The organism is Actinoplanes sp. NPDC023801, assembly GCF_040639655.1.
Lineage (GTDB): Bacteria > Actinomycetota > Actinomycetes > Mycobacteriales > Micromonosporaceae > Actinoplanes.
The window spans coordinates 881,168-907,443 of sequence record NZ_JBFAAI010000001.1; the positions used below are offsets into that span (position 1 = coordinate 881,168).

Here is a 26,276-nt window from a genome sequence, read left to right on the forward strand (position 1 = left end):
CGGATCGCGATGCTGCGCGCCGAGCGCGGCATCACCCGCCGGCAGCTCGCCGACGCTCTCGGGGTGCACTACCAGACGGTCGGCTACCTGGAGCGCGGCGAGTTCAGCCCGAGCCTCCATCTCGCGCTGCGGATCTGCGCCTACTTCGAGGTGCCGGTCGAGGTGATCTTCTCGCTGGAGCCGTTCCCGCGGCTCGGCGCGGAGGCACGACCGGCATAGGTTGTAGGGGAACGCTCGCACCGCTAGAGATGGGAATACCCGTGCGCTTCGCCCGTTTTGTTCACCCTGGTGGAGTCTCGTTCGGCGTCGTCGAGGGCGACAGCTCCTCGGGACTGACGGTGGCCGAGATCGACAGCATCCCGTTCAACGAGGTGCGCTTCACCGGTCAGCGATGGGCCCTGGCGGACATCCGGCTGCTCGCTCCGATCTTCTCCAGCAAGGTGATCGGAATCGGCCGCAACTATGCCGACCACGCTGCTGAGATGGGCAACGAGGTCCCCAAGGAGCCGCTGATCTTCATCAAGCCCTCCACCTCGGTGATCGGTCCCAACGACGCCATCCGCATCCCGGGCGTCACCGATCAGGTCGAGGAGGAGGCCGAGCTCGCCGTCGTGATCGGTGCGTCCGGCGCCCGCCGCGTCGACCGGGCCGGCGCCGAGAAGGCGATCTTCGGATACACCTGCGGCAACGATGTCACCGCCCGTGACCTGCAGCGCAAGGACCCGCAGTGGACGCGGGCCAAGGGCTTCGACTCGTTCTGCCCGATCGGCCCCTGGATCGTCACTGGCCTCGACGTCAGCGACATCGAGGTGCGCTGCGAGGTCGGCCGGGACCCGGAGAACATGGAGGTGCGCCAGATCGGGCGGACCAAGGACATGGTCTTCGACATCCCGAGCCTGATCTCGTACGTGTCGCACGTCATGACGCTGCTGCCCGGCGACATCATTCTGACCGGCACGCCGGCCGGGGTCAGCCGGATCGTGCCCGGTGACACCGTGTCGGTCAGCATCCAGGGCATCGGGGAGCTGCGTAACCCGGTCGTCTCACTCGACTGACCGTTCCGCTCCGCCGGCTCGTTCTGCCCCGTCAGTTTCCATGCCGTCCAAGAGCAGGGCCAGGCCGTAATCAAAAGCGGTCTGGCCCTCGTCGTCGAACCCGCCCGCGTTCCACAGCGCCGTCATCGCCGGGTGGCTCTCGACGTCGAACCACTTCTCCCAGAACTCGCCGCGATCCTGCCACCACGCCTCGGTGGACTGGCCGCTGGCCCGGCTCAGCCGGGTGTCCTCGCCGGCCTGACGGGCGAAGGCGTAGACGTACGCGGTGATCGCGAGTGCCGCCCGGTTGATCTTCCCGGCCGGCAGCCCGGCCGCGGACATCGTGGCGATCAGGAACTCCCGCTCCGCCATGGTGCCGGGCCCGAGCGGCGGCCGGACCAGGGAGACCTCGGTCAGCCAGGGATGGGCCACGAACATCTCCCGGGTACGCGCCGCGAACAGCGCCACCCGTTCGCGCCAGGACTCCTCGCCGGCGGTCAGGTCGCGCGCCAGCAGCACGTCGTCCACCATCAGCGCGACCAGATCCCCTCGCGACGGCACGTAGGTGTAGAGCGTCATCGTCGCCACCCCGAGATCTGCCGCGACCCGTGCCATCGAGGCCGCCTCCAGCCCGTCCGCGTCGGCGATCCGGATCGCCGCGGCCACCACGACGTCGACGCTGAGCCGGGGCGGGCGTCCGGCGGCCTTCCTCGCGGGCCGGGTCCGCCGCCAGAGGAGTGGGAAGTTGTCCATGATTCCGTATACCCTACGGGAAACAGTTCCCGTAGGGAGTACGAGAATGACGATCCTGGTAACCGGAGCCACCGCGAACATCGGCCGCATGGTCGTCGACGAACTGCTCGCACTCGGCGCCACCGACGTGCGCGCCCTGACCGTCGACCCGGCCCGCGCCGCGCTCCCGCCCCAAGTCGAAGTGGTCACCGGATTCTTCGACCAGCCCGACGCGGTCGCGGCCGCACTCGACGGCGTCGACAAGCTCTACCTGGCACCGCACCGCTCCACCGTCGCCGACACCTGCCGGGCGGCCGCCAAGGCCGGGGTGCGCCACATCGTCGACCTGGCCGGCTTCAAAGGCCTGCACTGGCAGGTCATCGAGGACGCCGTCGAAGCCACCGGCATCCCGTACACCCACCTCGAACCGGGCGAGTTCATGTCCAACACCACCAACTGGGCGCCGCAGATCCGGGCCGGCGACGAGATCCGCGACGCTTGGGGCGACGCCGCCGGCGCACCCATCGCCCAGGAGGACATCGCCGCCGTCGCCGCCCGCGTGCTGCTGTCCGGCGAACACGAGGGGCAGTCGTACGAACTGACCGGCCCCGAAACCATCAGCCGACGGCAACAGCTGGCCGCCATCGGTGACGCCCTCGGCCGCGATCTCGTCTACGTCGAACTCACCGGCGAGGCCGCCCGCGCCCACTACCGCGAACTGATGGGGGAGTTCGGCGACTGGTACCTCGACGGCCTCGCGCAACAGGCCGCCCACCCGCAGCCCGCGCAGCAGACCGTCGCGACCCTGCTCAACCGCCCCGCGATGACCTACAGCGAGTGGGCACGCCGTCACGCTGATCTATTTAGGTAACCCGATTTGGCGGGCAGGTAGGGCTCAGGTAAAGTTCTCTGCGGCACGGCAAGCCGGGCCAAATGGGGTATGGGGTAATTGGCAGCCCGGCTGATTCTGGTTCAGCTAGTCTAGGTTCGAGTCCTGGTACCCCAGCGCAGTCCTCCCTCCGGGGAGGGCAGTGCTGGAGCAAGACAGCACGTTCTGGTCCCGTCGTCTAGCGGCCTAGGACGCCGCCCTCTCAAGGCGGTAGCGAGGGTTCGAATCCCTTCGGGACTACATCGAGAAACTGCCCGCGTCTTCGGATGCGGGCAGTTTTGTTTTCGGTACGTCCGGCCTTTTCCGTCACCTGTCTCCGCGGGCCTTGCTGCTCAGCGGCTCGATGTGTAGCTCCGGAGTTCGGCGTAGCTCATCGGCTCGTGCGCCTGATCGGCTCGTGTAGCTCATCGGCTCGTGTAGCTCATCGGTTCGCGCGGCTCATCGGCTCGCGCGCCGCCGCCTGCCTCGGCGTAGCCCACGGGCGGATCTTGTGGCTTTGTGGTGAGGCATCGCACCGCAAACTCACGAGATCGGCGAAGACGATGCGATGCGAGGAGGCGCAGCAGGCTGTGAGGTGCGATGTGCCTTCCGGCTGGGCGGTGCCGATGTGGTTGATCGCGGATGATCCGGACGGCTGAGTCGGGAAGCCATGGCCGGTAAGGCGGGACGAGTGAGGCAGGCGGCGGGCTCGTACCGGCGGTCCGCAAGACGATCAGTGGTGCGGGTCACCCTGGTTGAGGTGGGTGGATATCCAATTTCGGCTGCGGCTGAGGGGCTGATACAGTTCAGTCCGCCGCCGCAACCGGGCGGTGGAAGGCAAGTTCTGGTCCCGTCGTCTAGCGGCCTAGGACGCCGCCCTCTCAAGGCGGTAGCGAGGGTTCGAATCCCTTCGGGACTACCAAAAAATCGGCTCGCATCGTAATGGTGCGAGCCGATTGCTTTTGATGCACTGCCCGAGCTGCCTCGGGGTGCCGCCCACGCCCGGTGCCGGTGGCTGTTCGCTCGCCGCGGTGTGCTGCCCGAGCCGGCCGGCCCTCCAGATCGGCCCCGGGATCGTCACCGGCCTCGACGTCAGCAATGCTTACCGGGGATCTAGGGACGCCCTCGTGCGCTGGCCGCCGGTGTGCTGACTCGCGTTGGCTTTCGGTGTGCTGCTCGTACTGACTGATGTAGTGACTCGGGTTTCGCTTCCGGCGCTCTGCTCCCGCTAGCTTCCGGTGTAGTGGCCCGCGCTGGCTTCGAGGTATTGCTCGCGATCCCGAGCGCCCGAGTGAAGCGGTCTGTACGGACCGAGCGACTGTGCGGACCGAGCGACTGTGCGGACCGAGCGACCGGGCGGACCGAGCGGTCTGGGTGGATTGAGCGACTCGGTGGACTGGGCGGTCTGTGCGGACCGAGCGGTCTGGCCGGCCTGGGCGGCAGCTCGGATTCGGTCAGCGACGGGTTGCGTTCTGCCCTGCGGAGATCCGGTCGCTGTCGGAGCACGTTCACGGCAATACTTCGGCGATGACTGACCTCACAGTGCGTCGTGTCGACTTCGGTTTGCTCATCCGGCCGCCTGAGGAGACCGGCACCGGGGCCGCCCGGGTGGAGCCGGCCCTTGGATACCTGATCGATCATCCGCGGGGACTGCTTCTCGTGGATACCGGGATGGGCAGTCATCCCGACGTCGACCGGCACTACCAGCCGCGCCGCATTCCGCTCGAGGTGGCGCTCGCCGGTGCCGGTGTGGTGATCGGGGACATCCGGTACGTGGTGAACTGTCATCTGCATTTCGACCACTGTGGCGGGAACCCGCGGTTCCCCGGCAACCCGGTCTTCACGCAACGTTCCGAGTTGGAGATCGCCCGGCATTCGGCCCATCACACGCTGCCGGAGTTGATCGATCATCCCGGAGCGCGTTACGAGGAGCTGGACGGCGCGGCGGAGATCCTGCCGGGTGTCCGGATCGTGCCTACTCCGGGCCATACTGCGGGGCACCAGTCGGTGGTGGTGACCACTGCGGACGGCACGGTTGTCGTGGCGGGGCAGAGTCACGACCATGCGTCCGGGTTCACGGGTGACGTTCTCGGGCACCGGGCCGGCGTGGGCGTACCGCCGGCCTGGATCGAGACGCTCCTGGCCTTCGACCCTCGCCAGGTGGTATTCGCCCACGACAACGCCGTCTGGACGCCGTGAGTTGCGGGCGGTTCAGCGTCGTAGGTCACCACGCGGTCAGGCGATCGCCGGGACGCGGTGAGGTGCGGGCGGTTCAGCGCCGTAGGTCACCACGCGGTTGAGGGTGAGCCGGCGGGCCCTGGCGTGGGCCCGCCGAGTCCGTGAACCGCACGAGGAAGTGACCGCGCGGGACGGCGGACCGTCAGAGGCCGGAGAGTCGCTGGCCGGCCCGTACGACGGCCATGGCGTGCCGCTCGCCGGGGCGGCGGCCGAGGCGTTCGATCGGACCGCTTATCGAAATGGATGCGATGACCCGTCCGGTGCGGTCGCGGATCGGCGCGGAGACGCTTGCCACACCGGGCTCGCGTTCGGCGACGCTCTGTGCCCAGCCGCGGCGGCGGACCTCGGCGAGGGTGCGGCCGGTGAACTTGCAGCGCGGCAGGAGCGGCATCACGGCCTCGGGGGGCTCCCATGCGAGCAGGATCTGTGCGGCTGATCCGGCGACCATCGGCAGCACCGAGCCGACCGGAACGGTGTCGCGCAGACCACTGGCGCGTTCGGCGGCGGCGACGCAGATTCGCTCATCGGCACGGCGGAGGTAGAGCTGAGCGCTTTCCCCGGTGGCGTCCCGAAGTGCGGACAGGAGGGGTTCGGCGGCGGTCAGCAGAACGTCCGGTGCGGCGTTGGCCAACTCGCCCAATCTGGGTCCCGGGCGCCATCTTCCTTGAGTGTCGCGCACCAGCATCCGATGGATCTCCAGGGCCTGGGCCAGGCGATGTGCGGTCGCCCGCGGCAGCTTGGTGCGTTCGACCAACTCGGCAAGGCTGGCGCCGTCGACACATGCGGCGAGGATGACAACCGCCTTGTCGAGAACGCCTACACCGCTCATACTGTGTCCCACAAGCCGAAACATACATTCCAGAATTTAGGATGTCCAGATGGTGGGAGTCACTCCCCAGAGCGGGAAACCCAGGACCCTGGCCGAGAAGGTCTGGGATGACCACGTGGTGCGCACGGCCGAGGGTGAGCCCGACCTGCTCTTCATCGACCTGCACCTGCTGCACGAGGTCACCAGCCCGCAGGCGTTCGACGGTCTGCGGATGGCCGGTCGCCCGGTCCGCCGTACCGACCTCACGCTCGCGACGGAGGACCACAACACCCCGACCGGATATGCGGATCCCGCGTTCAACACCCGCCGTGGTGACCTTCTCACGATCACCGACACGGTCTCGCGGACGCAGATCGAGACCCTGCGCAAGAACTGCGCCGAGTTCGGTGTGGAGATCCGGCCGCTGGGCGACGTCAACCAGGGCATCGTGCACGTGATCGGCCCGCAGCTGGGGCTCACCCAGCCCGGCATGACGATCGTCTGCGGCGACTCGCACACCGCGACCCACGGCGCCTTCGGGGCGCTGGCCTTCGGCATCGGCACCAGTGAGGTCGAGCACGTGCTCGCCACCCAGACGCTGCCGCAGTCCAAGCCGAAGACGATGGCCGTCACGGTCGTCGGCGAGCTGGGCGAGGGTGTCACCGCGAAGGACCTGATTCTCGCGCTGATCACGCAGACCGGCACGGGCGGCGGCAACGGCCACATCGTGGAGTACCGCGGCGAGGCCATCCGGAAGCTCTCCATGGAGGGCCGGATGACCATCTGCAACATGTCGATCGAGTGGGGCGCCAAGGCCGGCATGATCGCGCCGGACGAGACCACGTTCGCGTACCTCAAGGACCGTAAGCACGCCCCGCAGGGCGAGCAGTGGGACGCCGCGGTCGAGTACTGGAAGACTCTCGCCACCGACGCGGACGCCGAGTACGACACCGAGATCATCCTGGACGCCTCGGCAATCAGCCCGTTCATCACCTGGGGCACCAACCCGGGTCAGGGCGCCGCACTGAACAGCGTCGTCCCCAGCCCCGAGGACTTCCTCGACGAGGTCGAGCGCAGCGCCGCCCAGCGCGCCCTCGACTACATGGACCTCACTCCCGGTACCCCGTTCCGCGAGGTCCCGGTGGACGTGGTCTTCGTCGGCTCGTGCACCAACGGCCGCCTCGAGGACCTGCGGGCCGCCGCGGACGTGATCCGGGGCCGCAAGGTCGCCGACGGCGTACGCATGATGATCGTGCCCGGCTCCTACCTGGTGCGCGAGCAGGCCGAGGCCGAGGGCCTGGACAAGGTCTTCACCGACGCCGGCGCCGAGTGGCGGTTCGCCGGCTGCTCGATGTGCCTCGGCATGAACCCGGACACGCTCAGCCCCGGCCAGCGTGCCGCGTCCACCTCCAACCGCAACTTCGAGGGCCGGCAGGGCAAGGGTGGCCGTACCCACCTGGTCTCGCCGCAGGTCGCCGCCGCCACCGCCGTGGTCGGCAAGCTGGCCGCCCCCGCCGACCTCTGAGTAGGGGAGACCTACCAATGGACAAGTTCGTCACCCACAGCGGCAAGGTCATGCCGCTGCGCCGTTCCGACGTGGACACGGACCAGATCATCCCGGCGGTCTATCTGAAGCGGGTCACCCGCACCGGATTCGAGGACGGCCTCTTCAACGCCTGGCGTGAGGACCCCGGCTTCGTGCTGAACCGTCCGCAGCACGCGGGCGCCACCATCCTGGTCGCCGGGCCGAACTTCGGCACCGGATCGTCCCGGCAGCACGCCGTCTGGGCGCTGCGTGACTGGGGCTTCAAGGCGGTCATCGCCTCCCGCTTCGGCGACATCTTCCGCGGCAACTCCCTCAAGGAGGGCCTGCTCCCGATCCAGCTGGACCAGAAGATCGTGGAGAGCCTCTGGGACCTGGCCGACAGCGAGCCGGAGAAGGAGATCACGGTGGACCTGGAGGGCCGCGTGGTCCGGGTCGACGACGCCGCCTACGGTTTCCCGATCGACGACTTCAGTCGCTGGCGCCTCATGGAGGGCCTCGACGACATCGGACTGACGCTGCGCCACGAAGAGGCCATTACCGCGTACGAGAAGGGCCGCCCCGCTTTCAAGCCGGTCGTAGTCCTTTAGCCGCCGCGTTGAATTCGCCCCTGCCGGGTCACCCGGCAGGGGCGAATTCGTTAGGACACAACGGTTTTTTCGCCCGAATGTTTCTGTAACCAGGTCACAGGGCATACCGTGCGCGCAGAATGGCCCGTGACGGGCCAGTTCTCACGTCCGGGAGGAAACCGTGAACAAGGCCGAGCTCATCGAGGCGCTCGCAGTCAAACTGGGGGACAAGAAGACCGCGACCGCGGCGCTCGACGCGTTCATCAGTGAGGTGCAGAACGCCGTTGCGAAGGGCGACAAGGTGGCGCTCACCGGATTCGGCTCCTGGGAGAAGCGGGTCCGTAATCCGCGTGTGGCAAGGAATCCGCGAACCGGCGAGCCGGTGAAGGTGAAGAAGACGTCGGTCCCGGTGTTCAAGGTCGGCAACACATTCCGGGAACTGGTTGCCAGCGGAAAACCGGCCAAGGCGGCCGGCGCGGCGAAGAAGGCCGCGACGAAGGCGACCGCGACGGCGACGAAGGCGACCGCCACCAAGGCGACGGCGACAAAGGCGACGGCGACAAAGGCCGCCGCGACGAAGGCGACCGCCACCAAGGCCGCGGCCACCAAGGCGACCACCACCAAAGCGACGGCAACAAAGGCGACGGCGACAAAGGCCGCCGCGAAGAAGACGACGACCAAGGCGGCACCGGCGAAGAACACGGCGACGGCCGCCAAGAAGACGACGGTCAAGGCCACGCCGGCGAAGACCGCGACCACCGCTTCGGCGGCCAAGAAGACCGTGGCGAAGAAGACCACCACGGCGGCCAAGGCCACCCCGGTGACGAAGGCGGCACCGGCCAAGCGGACCGGCCGCAAAACGGCAGCTCCCGCTCCGGCTCCGGCCCGTGCGGCGTCACCCCGCCGCAGCCGCTGACCGAACCACCGAAGGCGTCCACCCGTACGGTGGACGCCTTTTCGGTGTTCCGGCGCGGCCCCGCCCCGGGGCCCTAGCGTCCGCATCATGCAGCGAGGATCGAGGCCACGCGGCCTGACCAGCCGGGCGGTCATCGCCGCGGCGCTGTTCGCGGTCGCGGTGGTGCCCGGGTGGACACTCGGTGACCTGGCCGAGGACAGGACCGGCTGGCCGGTGCTGGACTGGCTGATCACCTGCGGCTGGTCCGGCGTCTCGGTGGCCGTGGGTGCGCCGTACGCCTCTTACCGGCGTCTGGACGGGCTCGCCGGGGCGGTGCCCCTCTACGGCTGGTACCTGGCCGGCGTGCTCAGCTGGCGGCTCGCGCTGCTGCCCTATCGCGACTGGGAACCACGCCGCGACGAGCTGTGGCAGGCCCGCTGGCTCACCGGCGACCTGATCGGGTACTGGCGGGCCGACGCTTCGGCCCACCGGGCGGTCACAGCCGCGAAGCACCAAGCAACCGCTCGCCGGACCAGGTCAGCAACCAGCCGTCGCCCTTGGGCGTCTTGAACGGATGGTGGTCCTCGGTGCCGGACAGGGACGCCAGCAGGTGCGGCATCAACTTGCCCTGACTGCACACCACGACCCGTCCGGACCCGCGCAGCTCGGCCAGTCTGATCTGCGCCGCCGCCACCCTGGCCGGCAGACCGTCGGGGCTGAACGGCTCGGCGAACGCGGCGTCGTTCACGATCGGCCGGTCGCCGAGCGCGGCCGCCAGCGGTTCCAGTGTCTGTGTGCACCGCAGCGGCGGCGCGGCCACCAGCCGGCGCGGACGCAGAGCCGTGAGCAGGGAGGCGATCCGGTCCGCCTGCTTGGCGCCGACCGGATCGATCGGCCGCAGTTCGTCCCGGCCGGCCCATTTCCTCCGCTCACCGGCCCGGGCGTGCCGGACCAGCGCGATCACCGCGGTCACCGGCGGCAGCGCGGCGACCTCGGCCAGGACGGCCTTCTCGGCGGTGTACGTCAGACGCGCGACCGCCTCCGGCAGGGGGAGCCAGGCCTGCTCGTCCACCTCGTCGGTGCCGGACACCGTGCCCTCCGCGCCCACCGACATGAGCCAGTACGCCACATGCTTCGGCCGCCCGTCCGGCATCACGTAGTCGGTGGCCGTCAGCTGCAACTCGGGGATCGCGGCCACGCCGGTCTCCTCCGCGACCTCCCGCAGGGCACCGGCAAGCGGCAGCTCGCCACCGTGCAGCTTGCCCTTGGGCAGGCTCCAGTCGTCGTAGCGGGGCCGGTGCACGAGGCACACCTCGACCCGATCGCCGGACCGGCGGTGGACGACACCGCCGGCCGCTTGCTCCACGTCCTTCATGTGGCCCGTGCTTCTCAGGTGTTCTTCTTGCCGATGATCCGGCGCAGCATGGCGGCCTGGAGGTGCACCTGCGGACGGCCCGGCGCGCCCTGGTTGCGGTGCCAGACACCGTCGCCGTCGAGGTCCCAGCCCTCGGTGTGCTCGCCCATCGACAGTTCCAGCACGTGCCGGATCTCCTCACGCGCTGACGGCAGAGTCACCTTGACGAGGGCTTCCACCCGGCGGTCGAGGTTCCGGTGCATCAGGTCGGCCGAACCCATCCAGTACTCCGCATCGGCGCCGGGACCGAACCGGAACACCCGCGAGTGTTCCAGGAACCGGCCGACGATCGACCGCACCCGGATGTTCTCCGACATACCCGGGACGCCCGGCCGCAACGCACACATTCCGCGGATGATCAGATCGACCTTCACCCCGTCCTGCGAGGCCCGGTACAGCGCGTCGATGGTCTTCTCGTCGACGAGCGAGTTCACCTTGAACTGGACCAGCGCCTCGCCGCCCTCCCGGGCGATCCGGGCCTGCTCCTCGACCCGCTCGAGCAGGCCCTTGCGGACACCGTGCGGCGCCACCAGCAGACGCCGGAACGTGGTCTGCCGGCTGTACCCGGTGAGCACGTTGAACAGGTCGGTGACGTCGGCGCCCACCTCCGGGTCGGCGGTCAGCATGCCGAAGTCCTCGTACAGCCGGGCGGTCTTGGGGTGATAGTTGCCCGTGCCGATGTGGCAGTAGCGCCGGATCTGGTTGCCCTCCTGGCGTACCACCAGGGAGGTCTTGCAGTGGGTCTTGAGGCCGACCAGGCCGTAGACGACGTGGCAGCCGGCCCGCTCCAGCGTCCGGGCCCAGGCGATGTTGGCCACCTCGTCGAACCGGGCCTTCACCTCGACCAGCACCACCACCTGTTTGCCGGCCGCGGCCGCGTCGACAAGCGCATCCACTATCGGCGAGTCACCCGAGGTGCGGTAGAGCGTCTGCTTGATCGCCAGCACGTGGGGGTCGGCCGCCGCCTGCTCGATGAACCGCTGCACGCTGGTGGAGAACGAGTGGTACGGGTGGTGGACCAGGATGTCGGACTCGCGCAGCCGGTTGAAGACGCTGCGCGGCACCTCCCCGTCGGCCAGGTGCGGGTGGGTCGCCGGGACGAACGGACGGTCCTTCAGATCGTCGCGGTCGCATTCCCCGAACACCTGCCACAGCGACGACAGGTCGAGCAGGCCGGGCACCCGCAGCACGTCCTGGCTGTCCATGTCGAGTTCGCGTACCAGCAGATCGAGCACGTGGTCGCTGATCGAGGCGGCCACCTCCAGCCGGACCGGCGGCCCGAACCGCCGCTGCGCGAGCTCCCGCTCCAGTGCCTGCAGCAGGTCCTCGTCGCGGTCCTCGTCGACTTCGAGCTCGGCGTTGCGGGTCACCCGGAACAGATGCCACTCGAGGATCTGCATGCCGGGGAAGAGCTGGCCCAGGTGGACGGCGATCAGTTCCTCGATGGGCAGGAACCGCGCGCCGCGATGATCGTTCTGCACGGTCACGAACCGGTGCACGTTGTTCGGCACCTTGACCCGGGCGAACAGCTCCGGCGCGTCGCCGTCGGGATAACGAAGGGCGACGGCGAGATTCAAGGACCGGCTCGAGATGTACGGGAACGGGTGCGCCGGGTCCACGGCGAGCGGGGTCAGCACCGGGAAGACCTGCTCCCGGAAGAAGGTCCGCAACCGGCCCTGCTGGGCCGCGTCGAGCTCCTTCCACGACACCAGCTCGATGCTCTCGGCCGCCAGCTTCGGCCGCACCTCGTCAGCGAAGCAGGCCGCGTGCCGGGTGACCAGGTCGGCGGTCCGCTCGGTGATCATCTCGATCTGGTGGCGCAGCGGGGACCGGTCGCCGCCGCGCATCGGCAGGCCCGCGCTGAGCCGCCGCTTCAGGCCCGCCACCCGGACCATGTAGAACTCGTCCAGGTTGCTCGCGAAGATCGCCAGGAACTTCGCACGCTCCAGCAGCGGGGTGCCCGGGTCCTCGGCCAGGGCCAGCACCCGGGCGTTGAAGTCCAGCCAGGACAGTTCCCGGTTGAGGAAACGGTCCTCCGGCAGTTCGTAGCCCGGCTCGTCGTCGTGCTCGTCCTCGTCCTCGTCGTCGTCCAGATCGGGGACGGCGAGATCGGCCACCATCTCACTCGCCGTGAGCTCCACGACCTCGCGTTCGGTGATCACGGGCTCCGGCGCCGGTTCATCGGCCGTCTCGGCCGCGGGCGCGGGGTCGGGGGCCTCGATCAGCTGTGCTTCTGTCGGCTCGGGCCTGGGCAGAAAGCGGCCGTTGGGGCCACGCCGGCGGGGCTCGGGAGTCCGGGGCGGGGTCGTCATGGGTCCATCATTGCCGTTTCCGCAGAAACGTGAAACGAACTACCGGATGATCACATCAAGCCACTCCGGGAATTAACACCCGCCGAACCACACCAGTCGCGTCAGACTCCACCGTGACGCGCTGGCCGAGGCGAAGAAGCCGCAGGCCGGAGCGGTTGAAGGCGTCCGCGCCGAAAGTCAGCGGGGTGCCGTCGTCGAGCAACAGCGAGCCGGTGCGGGTGTCCGGGTCGAAATTCGCGATCGTCCCCTGCATGGGACGGAACGCTACCCGTCTCAGGCGGCCGGCGCGCACTCCGTGGCGCGGCCGAGTTCACGCAACAGCCCGCAGGTCCGCCGGCCCGCACCGAGGGTGAGCACCGAGTCGAGGTCGGCGGCCGTGTCCACATCCTGCCGCAGACCCGGCCAGTCCCCGTGCAGCACGGTCGCTCCGGACTCGGCATGCGCCGCCGCCGACGGCCCGCCGAAACGGGGATCCAGCGACCACCCGGCCCGTGCCGCCAGGAGCACCGTGCCGATGCCCGCCGCGTCCGGCACGAAACCACGGCCGGACACCCCGGCCAGCGCCTCGTCCAGCTGACCAGGCCGCAGAGCGGGCAGATCGCCGGCCAGCACCGCCCGGTTCGCCGACAGCCCGGCCGCCTCGTCGGCACCGAACCGCATCGCCGCGTTCAGCCCGCCGCCCGGATCCGGCACCACCCCGGCGCCGAGCTCGCGTACCGCCGCGCCGACCTCCGGATCGTCGGTGACCACCAGAAGCCGCGCCACCGACGAGGCGGCCAGGACCGCGGCCGCCGTGTCGCGCACCATGGCGAGGGCCAGTTCCGGATGACGGTCGGCGGGCACGGCGCCGCGCAGGCGTGTCTTCGCCGCGTTCAGCCGCTTCACCGGTATGACAGCCGTCCAATTCCGCACCCGACCATCCTGCCTGACGGGCGCGCGCAGCCGTGATCCGCGAGCCGCCCGCCCCCGCTTCCGGTCACCGGCGGCTTGCCGCGGAGCGGCGGGGAGTCGTCGATCGGACGTGATTCCGGAGACCCCTGCCTGGTCCCGGGGGAGGTGAGCGGGCATGATTTCGTCGCAGGTGAACGACGGGAGGCGGAGTGGACGCCGCCGTTCGAGGGACGGGGGACGCCATGAGACGGCTCAGGCTCGGCTTCTGGCAGCGTGTCGCCGTGATGCTGGTGCTCCCAGTCATGACCGTCCTGACGCGCAAGACGTGGCTGAGGCAGGACCGCATCCCGGCCACCGGCCCGGTCATCCTCGTGCCGAACCACGTCTCGCACTTCGACCCGCTCGTCGTCGCGCACTACCTCTACCGGGCCGGACGATGGCCCCGCTTCCTGGGCAAGGCCAGTGTCTGGCAGGTTCCGATCATCGGGTACCTGCTCACCAAGACCCGGCAGATCCCGGTCGAACGGGGCAGTGTGGAGGCGGTGAAGTCGCTGGACACCCTGATCGAGGCGTTGAGGGAGGGCGGCGCCGTGGTGATCTACCCGGAGGGCACCACGACCCGGCACCCCGACCTGTGGCCGATGCGCGGCAAGACCGGGGCGGCCCGGCTCGCACTCCTCACCGGTGCCCCGGTGGTGCCGATCGCCAACTGGGGCCCGCAGGCGATCTTCGATCCGCGTACCAACCGGCTGAAACTGCGCCGGTCGCACGTCACCGTCACCACCGGTGAACCCGTCGATCTGAGCCGGTGGGCCGGCCTCGAGCCGACCCGTGCGGTACTCGAGGAGATGACCGAGAAGATCATGCTGAGCGTCCGTGATCTGCTCGCCGAGATCCGCGACGGCGAACCGCCGGCGCTCTACGACCGGCCCGCGCGACGGGCCACTACCGCGGAGGAAGCGCCATGAAGGCCGCCGTCATCGGATCCGGCTCCTGGGGAACCGCGTTCGCGAAGGTGCTCGGCGAGGCCGGTTCGGCGGTGACCATGTGGGCCCGGCGGGAAGCCGTGGCCGCCGAGATCCGCGACAAGCACGGCAACGACGGCTCGCTCCCCGGCGTCCGGCTCTCCGACAGCGTCACGGCCACCACCGACCTGGCCGAGGCGGTGAGCGGGGCCGAACTGATCGCGATCGCCGTACCGTCCCAGACGTTGCGCGGCAACCTCGCCGACTGGGCCGGGCTCTTCCCGTCCGACGCGACCGTGGTGTCCCTGATGAAGGGCATCGAGCTCGGCACCCTCAAACGCATGAGCGAGGTGATCGTCGAGACCGCCCGGGTCGCACCCGATCGGGTGGTGGTCGTCTCCGGGCCGAACGTGGCCCCCGAGATCGCCGCCGAGCAGCCCACCACGACCGTCGTGGCGTGTTCCGACGAGGGCCGTGCCAAACAGGTGCAGCACGCTCTCGCCACGCCCTACTTCCGGCCGTACACCAGCGACGACGTGATCGGCTGCGAGCTCGGCGGGGCCTGCAAGAACGTGATCGCGCTGGCGTACGGCATGGCCGTGGCACTCGGTCTGGGCGACAACACCCGGGCCTCGCTGATCACCCGCGGGCTCGCCGAGACCGCCCGGCTCGGCGTCGCGCTCGGCGCCGACCCGCTGACCTTCGCCGGCCTGGCCGGCCTGGGCGACCTGGTCGCCTCCTGCTCGTCGCCGCTGGCCCGCAACCGCAAGTTCGGAGAGCACCTGGGCCGTGGCGAGACCCTGGAACAGGCGCAGATCGCCACCCGGCAGACCGCCGAGGGCGTCAAGAGCTGCCTGTCCATCCGCGACCTGGCCCGCGCGAACGGCGTCGAGATGCCGATCGTCGAGCAGGTCGAGCGCGTGTGCCACGAGGGTGTGGACCCGCGGGTCGCGGTCAAGCTGCTGATGACACGAGAGATGAAACCCGAGTGAGCTCGTACTCCGACGGCACCCGTGCCGTACACGCCGGTCTCCCCACGCCGGAGGTCGGTGAGCCGTTCCTGCCCGGGCCGGTGTTCGCCGCGCCCTACCACCTGGACCCGGTCACCGGGCCGGGGGCGAACGGTTACGCCCGTACCGAAAATCCGACCCGGCAGGCGCTGGAAACGGCGATCGGAGCCCTCGAGGGTGCGCCGACGCTGGTCTTCTCCAGCGGGCAGGCCGCCATCACCGCACTCCTCCTCGCCGTTCTGCGGACCGGCGACACCGTCGTGATCCCCGCGGACGGCTATTTCACCGTACGGGCATTCGCCGAAGGCACCCTGCGTGATCTGGGCGTCCGCACCCTGCTGGCGCCGACGGCCGGGCCCTACCCCGACTTCGGCGGGGTACGGCTCGTGCTCCTGGAGACGCCGGCCAACCCGGGACTGGACGTGTGCGACGTGCGGGCGTTGTCCGCTGCGGCCCACGAAGCCGGTGCACTGGTGGCCGTGGACAACACGACGGCGACGCCGCTCGGGCAGAACCCGCTGGCGCTCGGCGCCGATCTGGTCGTCGCGTCCGGGACGAAGGCTCTCACCGGGCACTCCGACGTCCTGCTCGGCTACGTGTCGGCGACCGACCCGGCGCTGCTCGGCAAGGTGGAGACCTGGCGCAAGCAGACCGGTGCCGTGCCGGGCGCGTTCGACGCGTGGCTGGCGCACCGGTCGATCGCCACGCTCGACCTGCGGCTGGCCCGGCAGAGCGCGAACGCGGCGGCCGTCACCGAGCTGCTCCTCTCGCGCTCCGACGTGACCGGGGTGCGCTGGCCGGGACTGCCGTCCGACCCGTCCTATCCGGTGGCGTCGGCCCAGATGCGGCGGATCCCCGGCATCGTGTCGTTCGACCTCGGCACCGCCGAGCGGGTCGGCCGGTTCCTGTCGGCGGCCCGGCTGGTGTTCGCGGCCACCTCGTTCGGCGGGGTGCACACCACGGCCGACCGCCGGGCCCAGTGGGGTGACGACACGTCCCCCGGGTTCGTCCGGTTCTCCTGCGGCATCGAGGACACCGCGGACCTGCTCGCCGACATCGGCGCGGCTCTCGACGCCGCATGACCGCCTGGAGCGGTTTCAGCGGCGACGAGGTGGCGGCGCTCACGCGGGGCGAGAGTTTCTTCACCGATCCGGGCGAGCGGGACTGTCCGTCGTGCGGGCAGCGGCGGCTGCGGGCCTACTTCACGGTCCCGGAGAACGCCAGACGGCCGACGGTTGTCAGTTACGTCTGGTGCGGTGCCTGCGACAAGTTCGTCGGCACCCGCGCCCGGCACCCGGAGGGCCTGATCTTCTCCGACCCGCTGGCGACCCTGACCGCCGCCGAACGCCGCGAACTGGAGCGCAGCCTGACCGGCTTCCTGGCCCACCTGGACACCCTGTGGGACACCGGAGCCCTGCCCCAGACCTTCACCGCCTGAAGCCCGAGTTCGGCGGCTCGGGTTCGGTGGCTGGGCGCCACCGTTGTCTCAGCGCCGCTGAGACAACGGTGTGCGACAGCTAGTGGTTCGCGACGAAGTCGTGCAGCCAGTCGGGGGTCACTTCCCCGTTCGGGGCGGTACGGCGGAGGGCTTCGCCGGGGCGGATGCCGAGCAGGGTGAGAGTCATGGTGGCCAGCAGGGTGGAACGGCCGTTGTCGGGCGCCGCCTGGGTGACCACGAAACGGCCGGCCCGCACCTCACGGGCGAGCCGGATGGCGAGCGCGACCACCTCGTGGGCTTCCTGCTGACCGGCCGCCGCCGAGGAAGAGGCACCCGGTGCGGGCGACCCGGTATCCGGTGGGGGCGCCGACCCGGTCGAGGTGGGGAACGGCACCACCTCGATGCCGGCGGTGTCCGGGCCCGGCTCGGCGGACGAGACGAGCACCTGCACACCGGCTTTCGCGAGTGCGCCGAGCTCCTGCGGCGTCCACGGCTCGTGCACGGGGTGTGCCATCGTCGCCAGCTGCCCCGGGCCGGGGCCCGCGATCACGTGGAGTGCTGGAGCCATCGACGCTTCGTCCTCCGCTGCCTTGGGTGATCGTCATGAGTGCCGTCACTGATCCCATATTCGGCTTACGCAGAGTAGGGTCACCCCCGGCATGCCCGCTAGCTGGAAGGCACGGAGAAGAGTGACGTCCCCTCGCAAGACCCGCGTCGCGATCGTTTTCGGCGGTCGCAGCACTGAGCACGCTATTTCCTGCGTCAGTGCCGGTGCGATCCTGGCCGCTCTGGACCCGGATCAGTACGAGGTCGTCCCGGTCGGAATCACCCGTGAGGGTCGGTGGGTCCTCGCTTCGGGTGACGCCTCCCGGCTCGCCATCAGCGGCCGGACGCTGCCTGAGGTCACGGCTGAGTCCGGCAGCGCGGTGGTGCTCTCCGCAGACCCGACGTCGAGCGAGCTGATGGTCCGCGAGCCCGCCGACGGGGTCTCCGACCTGGCCGGCGTGGACGTGGTGTTCCCGGTGCTGCACGGGGCCTACGGGGAGGACGGCACGATCCAGGGCATGCTGGAGATGGCCGGTATCCCGTACGTGGGCGCGAACGTCTTCGCCTCGGCGGCGGCCATGGACAAGGAGTTCACCAAGAAGCTGGCGGCCGCGGAGGGCATTCCGGTCGGGCCGTACGCGGTGCTGCGTGCCGGGGCGTCACTGTCCGAGGCCGACAAAGAGCGCTTGGGCCTGCCGGTCTTCGTGAAGCCGTCCCGGGCCGGATCGTCGATGGGCATCAGCAAGGTCACCGACTGGGCCGAGCTGGACGCGGCCGTCGCCGCGGCTCGTCAGGTCGACCCCAAGGTGCTGGTCGAGGCCGCGATCGTGGGCCGTGAGATCGAGTGCGGGGTGCTCGAGGGCGAGGCCGGCGGCGTGCCCGAGGCCTCACTGCTCTCCGAGATCCACATGGACGACGTGGAGTGGTACGACTTCGAGACGAAGTACCTGGACGGCAGCCGGTACAGCATTCCGGCCCCGCTCGACGAGGCGACCACCCGGAGGATCCAGGAGTACTCGCTGCGGACCTTCACGGCGCTTGACTGCGCCGGCCTGGCCCGGGTCGACTTCTTCCTCGCCGAGGACGGGCAGATCTTCCTCAACGAGATCAACACGATGCCGGGGATGACGCCGAACTCGATGTTCCCGCGGATGTGGGCAGCCACCGGCCTCGAGTACCCCAAGGTGGTGGACCGGCTGATCCGGATCGCGCTCAGCCGGGGCACCGGCCTGCACTAGCCGGCCAGCACCAGCCGGCCCGTCACTCGCACCCGCTCGGCATGGTGCCGGGATCCTTCGACTTCACGGTTTTCACGATCGTGTCGGAGAACTCGTTCGCCCACTGGGCTGGATTTTCGTACGACGACGGCACGGTCACCCGCACCGGGACCTCGCGGTCCATCGTGGTGAGGGTGGCCGCGTCGGTGCCGGGTGCGCCGTACCAGCAGACGTTGTTCATGAAAAGCAGCTCGGTCTCCAGCGGGACGCAGCCCGGGGTGGAGTCGCCGGGGACCTTGCACATCTGGGGCTGGGCGACCCCGCAGGACACCGTGATCGGCGGTTCGCCGTAGGCGGCGTTCTGCTCGGGCCCGGCCGTGACCGGGCGGCCCGGAAGGTCCCGGATCTTCGCCGGGAGCTGGGACGTCACGGCCAGGCAGACCTGGGTGGCCCGCTCGTCGAGCCGTGGCGCTTCCATCACTACCGGGGTATTCGGAACCGGAACCGTCCGCTTTTCTGTTTTGTCCGTATTGTCAGGCATTATGGTGAAGAAGGCGACAGCGCCGACGATCAGTGTCACCGGAATGGCCACCACCGTCGCCCACAGGGCAGCTGCCCTGCGGGCCGGGTCCTTCTCCGGGGTCTGCTTCGGCGTGTCGACATCCACCATGTCAGAGGTTTACCACGGAGCAGGTGAGCGTCCGCGTGATGCCCGGAACGAACTGGACCTTGCTCACAATGAGGCCACCCAGCTCGTCCACCGTGTGGGCCTCGGTGAGGACCACCACGTCGTACGGCCCGGTCACCGCGTCGACTCGAACCACTCCCGCTATCTTCTCGATCGCTGCGGCCACGTCACGGGCCTTACCGACCTCGGTTTGAATGAGGATGTATGCCTGGACCACGATCGACTCCTATCCGCCACCGCGTCGGTGATCCCCGGTCGTGAAACTACCGTACGAAGCGGCGCGGCAGCGGCACGCCACCATCGAAGGACTTAGACGTGAGCATCGCAGAGACCGGTGAATTCGGGCTGATCGGCCGAATCGTTACCCGGCTCGGTACCGGAGACGCCACCCTGATCGGTCCCGGCGACGACGCGGCGGTGGTCAAGGCCTCCGACGGACGGGTCGTCGCCTCCACCGACGTGCTGGTCGAGGGCCGGCACTTCCGGCGTGACTGGTGCGGTGCCGCCGACATCGGTCACCGGGCGGCAGCCGCCAACCTCGCCGACATCGCGGCCATGGGCGCGGTGCCGACGGCCCTGCTGGTGGCCCTGTGCGTGCCGGTCGGCCTCGACGTCGCATGGGCCGAAGGACTCGCCGACGGCCTCACCGCCGAAGCCGGGCTGGTCGGCGCGTCGGTCGTCGGCGGCGACACCTCGGCCAGCCCGACGCTCACCATCGCGGTCACCGCACTCGGCGACCTGCGCGGCGCCGAGCCGGTCCGGCGCGGCGGCGCCCAGCCCGGCGACGTCGTGGCCCTCGCCGGGCGGATCGGTTACGCGGCGGCGGGACTCACGGTTCTCTCCCGAGGATTCCGTACGCCCAAACTGCTCGTGGAGGCGTACCGGCGCCCCGCCGTCCCGTACCAGGCGGGTCCCGTGGCGGCGCGGCTCGGCGCGACCTCGATGATCGACGTCTCGGACGGGCTGCTCCAGGATCTCGGTCACATCGCCGAGGCGAGCGTCGTCGGTATCGACGTGCGCAGTGACGCGTTCGAACTCCCCGGCCAGATGCGGGACGCGGCCAAGGCGCTCGGCGTCGACCCGTACCAGTGGCTGCTTGCCGGCGGCGACGACCATCCGCTGGCCGCGACGTTCCCGCCCGGGGTGACGCTGCCGCCGGAATGGCGGGTGATCGGCTCGGTGCACGACGGCTCGGGTGTCACCGTCGACCGCAAGCCCTGGACCGGCGGGACGGGCTGGGATCACTTCCGCTGACGTGACTACGCTGGCCGGGTGCAGGACATCAAGATCAAGTCAGTGCGGTTCGACGAGGCCGAGGTGCAGAGCCTCGTCGCGGAGAACCTGCGTGACCTCTCCGAACGGTACGGCGGCACCGGCGACGACACCCCGGTCACGGCTGATGACTTCGCCGCGCCCAACGGCGACTTCCTCGTGGCGGTCGCCGACGGCGAGCTGATCGCCAGCGCGGGGTGGCGCCGCCACGGCGACGACGCCGAACTCAAGCGCATGTTCACCACCAAGGCCGCGCGGGGCCGGGGCATCGCCCGCCGGATGCTCGCCGCGATCGAGGAATCCGCCCGCGGCGCCGGCTGCCGCCGGATGATCCTGGAGACCGGTGACCGACAGCCGGAGGCAGTCGCGCTCTACGAATCGGCCGGTTACGTGCGCGTCGAGAATTTCGGCTACTACAAGGATCACCCGGACGTGCTCTCGTACGGCAAGCCCCTTCTGCCGCAGCCCCGGCCCGCCGCGGACTGATCGCTTCCCGCGGCTGTGCCCCACAGCTGTCACCCGCGGCCCGAGGCAGCGCTCCGCCACAGCCACACCCCGCGGCTGGCCCTCCCCGCTGTCTCAGGCGCCTCGAGGCAGCGGTCTGTCCCAGCCGCCGGGTTCGGGCTGGCTGTCGCCGTTGTCTCGGGTGTGTTGAGGCAGCGATGTGTCACAGCTGGCGGGCCGTTGTTCACAGCGGAGAGCCGCTGAGCCGAGACGCTGGATACGGCGAAAAGCCGTCGAACCCGAGGGCTCGACGGCTTTCGACTGGGCCTGCTCAGGCCTCGATCAGGCGCGGACGACCTTGCCGGCCTTGATGCAGGAGGTGCAGACCTGAAGCTTCTTGGTGGTGCCACCACCGGCCGGGGTGCGAACAGACTGGATGTTCGGGTTCCACCGGCGGTTCGTCTTCTTCTTCGACCACGGCACGTTGTGACCGAAGCCGGGTCCCTTGCCACAGACGTCGCACACGCTAGCCACGGGATACTCCTGGGTGTGATTCGAAAGCTGACCTGCTCCAGGACTGCCTGTCGAGGCAGTTTCTGAAGGCGCCCAGGGAGGCATCGCCCAGGCAACCCGGCAAGGTTACCCGATCCCCGGGGAGTACAGCCAATCGCCCCCGGTCAGGGCGCGTGCCCGGCGATTGTCAGGGGTGGTTAGTACGATTTTCGCGTGCTGGAGACCCTCGATGCCGCCGCGGTACGCCGCTGGTGCCACGGTGGGCTGGAGGCGCTCCGGGTGCATCAGCGTGAGATCGACGATCTGAACGTCTACCCGGTTCCCGACGGCGACACCGGCACCAACCTGGTGCTCACCCTGACCGCGGCGCACGAGGCACTGGCCTCCTCGCCCGACTTCCCCGAGCCGGCCGATCCGGCCGATCCGGGGCAGACCGGGGGAGCGCCGGGTGTGGGCGGGCTCATGCGGCGGATGGCCCGGGGAGCGCTGCTCGGGGCCCGTGGCAACTCCGGTGTCATCGTCTCCCAGATCCTGCGCGGGATGGCCGACGCGTTCGCCGGCGGGGGCGCGGTGCGGGGGAACGAGCTGGCGCGGGCGCTGCGGACGGCTACGGACGCCGCCTACGCCGCGGTGGCCCGGCCGGTCGAGGGCACCGTCCTCTCGGTGGTCGCCGCGGCGGCCGAGGGTGCCGGCCGGATCAAGTCCGACAACCTGGTCACCGTGGCCCGGGCGGCCGCGCGTGCCGCTGCCGAGGCCCTGGCCCGCACCCCGCAGCAGCTCCCGGTGCTGGCTATGGCGGGTGTGGTCGACGCCGGCGGCCGGGGCCTCTGCGTGCTGCTCGACGCGCTGGTCGACGCCGTCGGCGGCGGCAGCCCGCCGGGGCGTGCGGCGGGCGACGATGCGACCGAGCAGGACCCACCCGGACCGATGGGGGACGAGGACCGGCCGCCGGCGGGCCACGCCCGTGACGTCGGAGGAGATCAACCGGCGGAGGGTCGGATCGGCCGGGCCGGAAGCGATCAGCCGGCGGGGGGCCGGACAGGTCGGACTGGAAGCGATCAACCGGCGGGGGGCCGGACAGGTCGGACTGGAAGCGATCAGGCGGCGGGGGGCCGGACCGGCCGGGTTGGAAACGATCAGCCGGCGGTCGGCCGATGGGCACGAACCGGAAGCGAACAGCCAGCGGTGGGCCGATGGGACCGGAGAGGAAGCGATCAGCCGACGGCGGGCCGGTGGGAGCGAACCGGAAGCGATCGGCTGGCGGGCGACACGGATAGGCCCAGCGGGGATCGTCCGGAGACGGGACACGAGCGCCAACCGGCCTGGGAGGAACGTCCAGACGGGTGTGCCCCGGCCTGGGAGGAGCGACCGGACAGGAGCGCCCCGGCTCGGGAGGAACGGCCGGACGGGAGCGCCCCGGCTCGGGAGGAACGTCCGGACGGGAGTGCCCCGGCTCGGGAGGAACGTCCGGACGGGTGTGCCGGGTTCGGTTACGAGGTCCAGTACCTGCTGGACGCCACCGCCGAGGCTGTCGACCGTCTGCGCCTCGTCCTCGACGGGCTAGGTGACTCGCTGGTCATCGTGGGCACCGGCGACGGCGATCCACCGACCTGGAACGTCCACGTGCACGTCACGGAGATCGGACCGGCCATCGAGGCGGGAATCGGCGCCGGTCGTCCGTACAAGATCAATGTCACTCCTCTGGAGGAGCACCGGGCCGGAGGTGATCGCAGAGGTGCCGTGGTCGTCGCCGCCGGCGACGGCCTGACGGCGCTGTTCGAGGCGGAGGGCGCGGTCGTCGTCGACCGCAACCCGTCGACGGCCGAGATGCTGGCCGCCGTGCGCGCCACCGGCGCCCGTTCGGTGGTGCTGCTGCCCAACGACGCCAACACGCAGGCTGTCGCCGTCTCCGCGGCCCGGGAGGCCGAGGCCACCGGTGCCCGGGTGAGCGTCGTCCCCACCCGGTCACCGGTCCAGGCGCTCGCTGCCCTGGCCGTGCGGGATCCGCAACGGTCCTTCGCCGACGACGTCATCGCGATGGCCGAGGCGGCCGGTGCCTGCCGGTACGGCGAGGTCTGCACCGCCCAGCGGGACGCGTTCACGGTGGCCGGCCAGTGCCGGGCCGGTGACCTGCTCGGCCTGGTCGACGGCGAGGTGCACGTGATCGGCGAGGACCTGGCCGAGGTGAGCCGGCGCCTGCTCGACCGGATGCTCGGCGGCGGTGGCGAACTGGTGACCCTCGTGCTCGGGGCGGGCGCACCACCGGGTCTCGAGGATGACCTCCGCGGTCACGTGCACCGCACCTGGCCGTTCATCGAGTTGCAGAGCTACGCGGGCGGCCAGCCCCGTTACCACCTGTTGGCAGGAGTCGAATGACCACGACCGACACCCCGTTGACCAAAGTGCTCGGCGCAAAGACCGCGAAGGCCCTGGAGCAGCATCTCGAGCTGCACACCGCGGGCGACCTGATCTACCACTTCCCGCGGCGGTACGACCAGCGCGGCGAGCACACCGACCTGCGCAGCCTGGCGGTCGACGAGCAGGTCACGGTGCTGGCGCAGGTGCAGGGGATGAGCGTGAAGCCGATGCGGCAGCGGCGCGGCAACATGCTCGAGGTGACCATCGGGGACGGCTCCGGTGCAACGCTGACCTGCACGTTCTTCAACCAGGCGTGGCGGGAACGGGAACTGCGCAAGGGCGTGTGGGGACTGTTCGCCGGCAAGGTGACCGAGTTCCGCGGCAAACGTCAGCTCAACGGCCCGGCCTACCAGCTGCTGAGCGCGGACGCGTCCAAGGACGACGCGGCCGCCGAGATCGAGGAGTTCGCGGGGGCGCTCATCCCGGTCTACCCGGCCGCGCAGGCGGTGCCGACCTGGGTGATCGCCAAGTGCGTGCGGACCCTGCTGGACACCTTCGAGCCGCCGGACGACCCGATGCCGGCCGAGGTACGCGCGAAACGGAACCTGGTCGGCATCGGGACGGCGCTGCGCGAGATCCACCGGCCGAGTTCCGACGCCGGCCTGTACTCGGCGAAGCACCGGCTGAAGTGGGATGAGGCTTTCGCCGTACAGCTGACTCTCGTGCAACGCCGTGCGAGGGCCGCCGCGGCGCCCGGCACCGCCCGGCCCCGCACCGACGCCGGGATCCTGGCGAAGTTCGACGCCGGGCTGCCCTACGAGCTGACCGAGGGGCAGCGGGAGGTCGGCGAGGAGATCGCGGCCGACCTGGCCCGGCCCCACCCGATGCACCGGCTGCTGCAGGGCGAGGTCGGGTCCGGCAAGACCCTCGTCTCGGTACGCGCGATGCTGCAGGTCGTCGACGCCGGCGGGCAGGCCGCGCTGCTGGCCCCGACCGAGGTCCTGGCCACCCAGCATTTCCGCGGGATCAGCGCCCAGCTCGGCGCGCTGGGCCGGGCCGGTGAGCTGGACGGCGACCCGGAGGGCACGCAGCTCACCCTGGTCACCGGCTCGCTCGGTGCGGCGGCCCGGCGTGCGGCGCTGGCCAAGGTCGCCGACGGGACGGCCGGGATCGTGGTGGGCACACACGCCCTGTTGTACGAGGGGGTCGACTTCTCCGATCTGGGGCTGGTCGTCGTGGACGAGCAGCACCGGTTCGGGGTCGAGCAGCGGGACGCGTTGCGGGCCAAGGCCGCGAAACCGCCGCACGTGCTGGTGATGACCGCGACGCCGATTCCGCGGACGGTGGCGATGACCGTCTACGGCGACCTGGAGACCTCGGTGCTGTCGCAGCTGCCGCGCGGCCGGTCGCCGATCGCCTCGCACGTCATCCCGGCTCTGGAGAAACCGGCCTACCTGGACCGCGCCTGGGTGCGGATCAAGGAGGAGGTCCGGTCCGGCCACCAGGCGTACGTGGTGTGCCCGCGGATCGGGGAGGACGAGGACACCCCGCCCAAGGACGGCGAACCCGCCCGGCGCCCGCCGCTGGCCGTCACCGAGGTCTTGCCACTGTTGCGCGGCGAATACCTCAAGGGTCTGCGGATCGAGATGCTGCACGGCAAGATGCCGCCGGAGGAGAAGGACGCGGTGATGCGCCGGTTCGCCGCCGGTGACGTGGACGTGCTGGTGGCGACCACGGTGATCGAGGTCGGGGTGGACGTGCCGAACTCGACGGTGATGCTGATCCTGGACGCCGACCGGTTCGGCGTGTCCCAGCTGCACCAGCTGCGTGGCCGGGTCGGCCGGGGCTCGGCGCCGGGCATCTGCCTGCTGCACACCGAGGCCATGGAGGGCTCGGCGGCGCGGGAGCGGCTCGACGCGGTCGCCTCCACCACCGACGGTTTCAAGCTCTCCGAGATCGACCTGGAGCAGCGCCGGGAGGGTGATGTGCTGGGTGCGTCCCAGTCCGGCAAGCATTCGCATCTGCGGCTGCTGTCGCTGCTGCGCGACGAGAAGCTGATCAAGGAGGCCCGGACCGAGGCGTCCGAGCTGATCGGCGACGACCCCGACCTCTCCCGTTATCCGGCGCTGGCGGCCTCGGTGGCCGCGCTGGTCGACGAGGACCGTGCCGAGTACCTGGAGAAGGGTTGATCTTCCATCTCTGCCCGCGTGACGCGTGGGCCCGCATCGAGGCCGACGGCGGTCTCGAGGAGTCACCGTTCATCCACTGCTCCCCGGCGGACTGGGTCCACGTCGTGGCGAACCGGATCTTCCGGGGCCGCGACGACCTGGTCCTGCTGGAGATCTCCGTGACGGAGATCCGGGTGGTGTGGGAGGACGGCGATCCGCCGGAGCCGGACGGGCGGCAGTTCCCGCACATCTACGGCCGGATGCCCAAGGACGCCGTGGTGGCCGTGCATCCCTACCCACCGGGCGCCGACGGGACCTTTCCGCAATGGGAAGGGCGCGCCGGCCACTGAGGC

At 70.2% G+C, this 26,276-nt stretch carries 28 protein-coding genes and 3 tRNA genes; 21 read left to right on the forward strand and 10 right to left on the reverse strand.

Annotated features, from left to right (window positions below):
- Nucleotides 1–9: 9 nt before the first annotated feature.
- Both AB0G04_RS04195 and AB0G04_RS04200 read left to right on the forward strand, forming a co-directional pair.
- Nucleotides 10–219 carry a helix-turn-helix transcriptional regulator gene (locus AB0G04_RS04195; RefSeq protein ID WP_360976284.1) on the forward strand — a complete coding sequence of 70 codons (210 nt, stop codon included), beginning with the start codon at nucleotides 10–12 and terminating at the stop codon, nucleotides 217–219.
- 41 nt (nucleotides 220–260) lie between these two features.
- Nucleotides 261–1,055: a fumarylacetoacetate hydrolase family protein gene (locus AB0G04_RS04200; protein ID WP_360975988.1), complete on the forward strand. Its 795-nt coding sequence runs from the start codon at nucleotides 261–263 to the stop codon at nucleotides 1,053–1,055.
- Here AB0G04_RS04200 and AB0G04_RS04205 read toward each other — a convergent pair.
- Nucleotides 1,044–1,787 carry a TetR/AcrR family transcriptional regulator C-terminal domain-containing protein gene (locus AB0G04_RS04205; RefSeq protein WP_360975991.1) on the reverse strand — a complete coding sequence of 248 codons (744 nt, stop codon included), beginning with the start codon at nucleotides 1,785–1,787 and terminating at the stop codon, nucleotides 1,044–1,046. The genes AB0G04_RS04200 and AB0G04_RS04205 overlap by 12 nt on opposite strands.
- A gap of 46 nt (nucleotides 1,788–1,833) precedes the next feature.
- Here AB0G04_RS04205 and AB0G04_RS04210 point away from each other — a divergent pair, with 46 nt between their 5' ends.
- From AB0G04_RS04210 to AB0G04_RS04230, 5 genes are all read left to right on the forward strand, one after another.
- On the forward strand, nucleotides 1,834–2,637 hold the full coding sequence (locus AB0G04_RS04210) for an NAD(P)H-binding protein (protein WP_360975994.1): 804 nt from the start codon (nucleotides 1,834–1,836) through the stop codon (nucleotides 2,635–2,637).
- 63 nt (nucleotides 2,638–2,700) lie between these two features.
- Nucleotides 2,701–2,772, forward strand: a tRNA-Gln gene (locus AB0G04_RS04215).
- A gap of 50 nt (nucleotides 2,773–2,822) precedes the next feature.
- Nucleotides 2,823–2,895: transfer RNA gene (locus AB0G04_RS04220), tRNA-Glu, on the forward strand.
- A 585-nt stretch (nucleotides 2,896–3,480) separates the two neighbouring features.
- Nucleotides 3,481–3,556, forward strand: a tRNA-Glu gene (locus AB0G04_RS04225).
- Nucleotides 3,557–4,161: 605 nt separating this feature from the next.
- Nucleotides 4,162–4,833, forward strand: coding sequence for an N-acyl homoserine lactonase family protein (locus AB0G04_RS04230; protein WP_360975997.1), 672 nt, complete (start codon nucleotides 4,162–4,164; stop codon nucleotides 4,831–4,833).
- A 181-nt stretch (nucleotides 4,834–5,014) separates the two neighbouring features.
- On the opposite strand, the gene AB0G04_RS04235 is transcribed toward AB0G04_RS04230, so the two are convergent.
- Nucleotides 5,015–5,701 carry an IclR family transcriptional regulator gene (locus AB0G04_RS04235; RefSeq protein ID WP_014447202.1) on the reverse strand — a complete coding sequence of 229 codons (687 nt, stop codon included), beginning with the start codon at nucleotides 5,699–5,701 and terminating at the stop codon, nucleotides 5,015–5,017.
- Between the two features lie 49 nt (nucleotides 5,702–5,750).
- On the opposite strand from AB0G04_RS04235, the gene leuC reads away from it, so the two are divergent.
- The 4 genes from leuC (at nucleotide 5,751) to AB0G04_RS04255 (ending at nucleotide 9,257) form a co-directional block, all read left to right on the forward strand.
- Complete coding sequence (gene leuC / locus AB0G04_RS04240) at nucleotides 5,751–7,205, forward strand: 3-isopropylmalate dehydratase large subunit (protein ID WP_360976000.1); 1,455 nt, start codon at nucleotides 5,751–5,753, stop codon at nucleotides 7,203–7,205.
- 17 nt (nucleotides 7,206–7,222) lie between these two features.
- Nucleotides 7,223–7,813 (forward strand): 3-isopropylmalate dehydratase small subunit, encoded by a 591-nt coding sequence (gene leuD / locus AB0G04_RS04245; RefSeq protein WP_360976003.1) that lies wholly within the window; start codon nucleotides 7,223–7,225, stop codon nucleotides 7,811–7,813.
- A gap of 160 nt (nucleotides 7,814–7,973) precedes the next feature.
- The gene (locus AB0G04_RS04250) at nucleotides 7,974–8,708 is read left to right on the forward strand and encodes an HU family DNA-binding protein (protein ID WP_360976006.1); all 735 of its coding nucleotides are present in this window, start codon (nucleotides 7,974–7,976) and stop codon (nucleotides 8,706–8,708) included.
- A gap of 87 nt (nucleotides 8,709–8,795) precedes the next feature.
- Complete coding sequence (locus tag AB0G04_RS04255) at nucleotides 8,796–9,257, forward strand: hypothetical protein (RefSeq protein ID WP_360976009.1); 462 nt, start codon at nucleotides 8,796–8,798, stop codon at nucleotides 9,255–9,257.
- On the opposite strand, the gene AB0G04_RS04260 is transcribed toward AB0G04_RS04255, so the two are convergent.
- The 4 genes from AB0G04_RS04260 to cofC are packed head-to-tail and all read right to left on the reverse strand — an operon-like array spanning nucleotide 9,184 to nucleotide 13,325.
- The gene (locus tag AB0G04_RS04260; RefSeq protein WP_360976012.1) at nucleotides 9,184–10,062 is read right to left on the reverse strand and encodes an NUDIX hydrolase; all 879 of its coding nucleotides are present in this window, start codon (nucleotides 10,060–10,062) and stop codon (nucleotides 9,184–9,186) included. The genes AB0G04_RS04255 and AB0G04_RS04260 overlap by 74 nt on opposite strands.
- A gap of 14 nt (nucleotides 10,063–10,076) precedes the next feature.
- Nucleotides 10,077–12,413: an RNA degradosome polyphosphate kinase gene (locus tag AB0G04_RS04265; protein WP_360976015.1), complete on the reverse strand. Its 2,337-nt coding sequence runs from the start codon at nucleotides 12,411–12,413 to the stop codon at nucleotides 10,077–10,079.
- 55 nt (nucleotides 12,414–12,468) lie between these two features.
- Nucleotides 12,469–12,666 carry a cold-shock protein gene (locus AB0G04_RS04270; RefSeq protein WP_360976018.1) on the reverse strand — a complete coding sequence of 66 codons (198 nt, stop codon included), beginning with the start codon at nucleotides 12,664–12,666 and terminating at the stop codon, nucleotides 12,469–12,471.
- A gap of 20 nt (nucleotides 12,667–12,686) precedes the next feature.
- On the reverse strand, nucleotides 12,687–13,325 hold the full coding sequence (cofC, locus tag AB0G04_RS04275) for a 2-phospho-L-lactate guanylyltransferase (RefSeq protein WP_360976021.1): 639 nt from the start codon (nucleotides 13,323–13,325) through the stop codon (nucleotides 12,687–12,689).
- 221 nt (nucleotides 13,326–13,546) lie between these two features.
- Between cofC and AB0G04_RS04280 the strand changes: the two genes are divergently transcribed.
- Genes AB0G04_RS04280 through AB0G04_RS04295 form a run of 4 tightly spaced genes read left to right on the forward strand, consistent with a single transcriptional unit; the run spans nucleotide 13,547 to nucleotide 16,717 of the window.
- Nucleotides 13,547–14,272, forward strand: coding sequence for a lysophospholipid acyltransferase family protein (locus tag AB0G04_RS04280; protein WP_360976024.1), 726 nt, complete (start codon nucleotides 13,547–13,549; stop codon nucleotides 14,270–14,272).
- On the forward strand, nucleotides 14,269–15,261 hold the full coding sequence (locus AB0G04_RS04285; RefSeq protein WP_360976027.1) for an NAD(P)H-dependent glycerol-3-phosphate dehydrogenase: 993 nt from the start codon (nucleotides 14,269–14,271) through the stop codon (nucleotides 15,259–15,261). The genes AB0G04_RS04280 and AB0G04_RS04285 overlap by 4 nt, the downstream gene beginning before the upstream one ends.
- On the forward strand, nucleotides 15,258–16,361 hold the full coding sequence (locus tag AB0G04_RS04290; protein ID WP_360976030.1) for a cystathionine gamma-lyase: 1,104 nt from the start codon (nucleotides 15,258–15,260) through the stop codon (nucleotides 16,359–16,361). Before AB0G04_RS04285 ends, AB0G04_RS04290 begins: the two co-directional genes overlap by 4 nt.
- A complete protein-coding gene (locus tag AB0G04_RS04295) occupies nucleotides 16,358–16,717 on the forward strand; it encodes a hypothetical protein (RefSeq protein ID WP_360976033.1) in 360 nt (119 codons plus the stop codon). Before AB0G04_RS04290 ends, AB0G04_RS04295 begins: the two co-directional genes overlap by 4 nt.
- Before the next feature lie 79 nt (nucleotides 16,718–16,796).
- Here AB0G04_RS04295 and AB0G04_RS04300 read toward each other — a convergent pair whose 3' ends face one another.
- Nucleotides 16,797–17,285, reverse strand: a complete 489-nt coding sequence (locus AB0G04_RS04300) for a hypothetical protein (RefSeq protein WP_360976036.1) — start codon at nucleotides 17,283–17,285, stop codon at nucleotides 16,797–16,799.
- 121 nt (nucleotides 17,286–17,406) lie between these two features.
- Between AB0G04_RS04300 and AB0G04_RS04305 the strand changes: the two genes are divergently transcribed.
- Nucleotides 17,407–18,501 (forward strand): D-alanine--D-alanine ligase family protein, encoded by a 1,095-nt coding sequence (locus AB0G04_RS04305; RefSeq protein ID WP_360976039.1) that lies wholly within the window; start codon nucleotides 17,407–17,409, stop codon nucleotides 18,499–18,501.
- A gap of 22 nt (nucleotides 18,502–18,523) precedes the next feature.
- Here the strand turns inward: AB0G04_RS04305 and AB0G04_RS04310 are convergent, their stop codons facing one another.
- Both AB0G04_RS04310 and AB0G04_RS04315 read right to left on the reverse strand, forming a co-directional pair.
- The gene (locus tag AB0G04_RS04310) at nucleotides 18,524–19,150 is read right to left on the reverse strand and encodes a DUF3515 domain-containing protein (protein WP_360976042.1); all 627 of its coding nucleotides are present in this window, start codon (nucleotides 19,148–19,150) and stop codon (nucleotides 18,524–18,526) included.
- 1 nt (nucleotide 19,151) lies between these two features.
- Nucleotides 19,152–19,385 carry an Lrp/AsnC ligand binding domain-containing protein gene (locus tag AB0G04_RS04315; protein WP_360976045.1) on the reverse strand — a complete coding sequence of 78 codons (234 nt, stop codon included), beginning with the start codon at nucleotides 19,383–19,385 and terminating at the stop codon, nucleotides 19,152–19,154.
- Nucleotides 19,386–19,483: 98 nt separating this feature from the next.
- Here AB0G04_RS04315 and AB0G04_RS04320 point away from each other — a divergent pair, with 98 nt between their 5' ends.
- Nucleotides 19,484–20,422: a thiamine-phosphate kinase gene (locus AB0G04_RS04320; protein ID WP_360976048.1), complete on the forward strand. Its 939-nt coding sequence runs from the start codon at nucleotides 19,484–19,486 to the stop codon at nucleotides 20,420–20,422.
- A gap of 18 nt (nucleotides 20,423–20,440) precedes the next feature.
- The gene (locus AB0G04_RS04325) at nucleotides 20,441–20,926 is read left to right on the forward strand and encodes a GNAT family N-acetyltransferase (RefSeq protein ID WP_360976051.1); all 486 of its coding nucleotides are present in this window, start codon (nucleotides 20,441–20,443) and stop codon (nucleotides 20,924–20,926) included.
- Between the two features lie 300 nt (nucleotides 20,927–21,226).
- On the opposite strand, the gene rpmB is transcribed toward AB0G04_RS04325, so the two are convergent.
- Nucleotides 21,227–21,418, reverse strand: coding sequence for a 50S ribosomal protein L28 (rpmB, locus tag AB0G04_RS04330; RefSeq protein WP_106316350.1), 192 nt, complete (start codon nucleotides 21,416–21,418; stop codon nucleotides 21,227–21,229).
- 192 nt (nucleotides 21,419–21,610) lie between these two features.
- On the opposite strand from rpmB, the gene AB0G04_RS04335 reads away from it, so the two are divergent.
- Genes AB0G04_RS04335 through AB0G04_RS04345 form a run of 3 tightly spaced genes read left to right on the forward strand, consistent with a single transcriptional unit; the run spans nucleotide 21,611 to nucleotide 26,273 of the window.
- A complete protein-coding gene (locus tag AB0G04_RS04335; RefSeq protein WP_360976055.1) occupies nucleotides 21,611–23,773 on the forward strand; it encodes a DAK2 domain-containing protein in 2,163 nt (720 codons plus the stop codon).
- Nucleotides 23,770–25,944 carry an ATP-dependent DNA helicase RecG gene (gene recG, locus AB0G04_RS04340; RefSeq protein ID WP_360976058.1) on the forward strand — a complete coding sequence of 725 codons (2,175 nt, stop codon included), beginning with the start codon at nucleotides 23,770–23,772 and terminating at the stop codon, nucleotides 25,942–25,944. The genes AB0G04_RS04335 and recG overlap by 4 nt, the downstream gene beginning before the upstream one ends.
- Nucleotides 25,941–26,273 carry a DUF952 domain-containing protein gene (locus AB0G04_RS04345; protein WP_360976061.1) on the forward strand — a complete coding sequence of 111 codons (333 nt, stop codon included), beginning with the start codon at nucleotides 25,941–25,943 and terminating at the stop codon, nucleotides 26,271–26,273. Before recG ends, AB0G04_RS04345 begins: the two co-directional genes overlap by 4 nt.
- The last annotated feature ends 3 nt before the right edge of the window (nucleotides 26,274–26,276 follow it).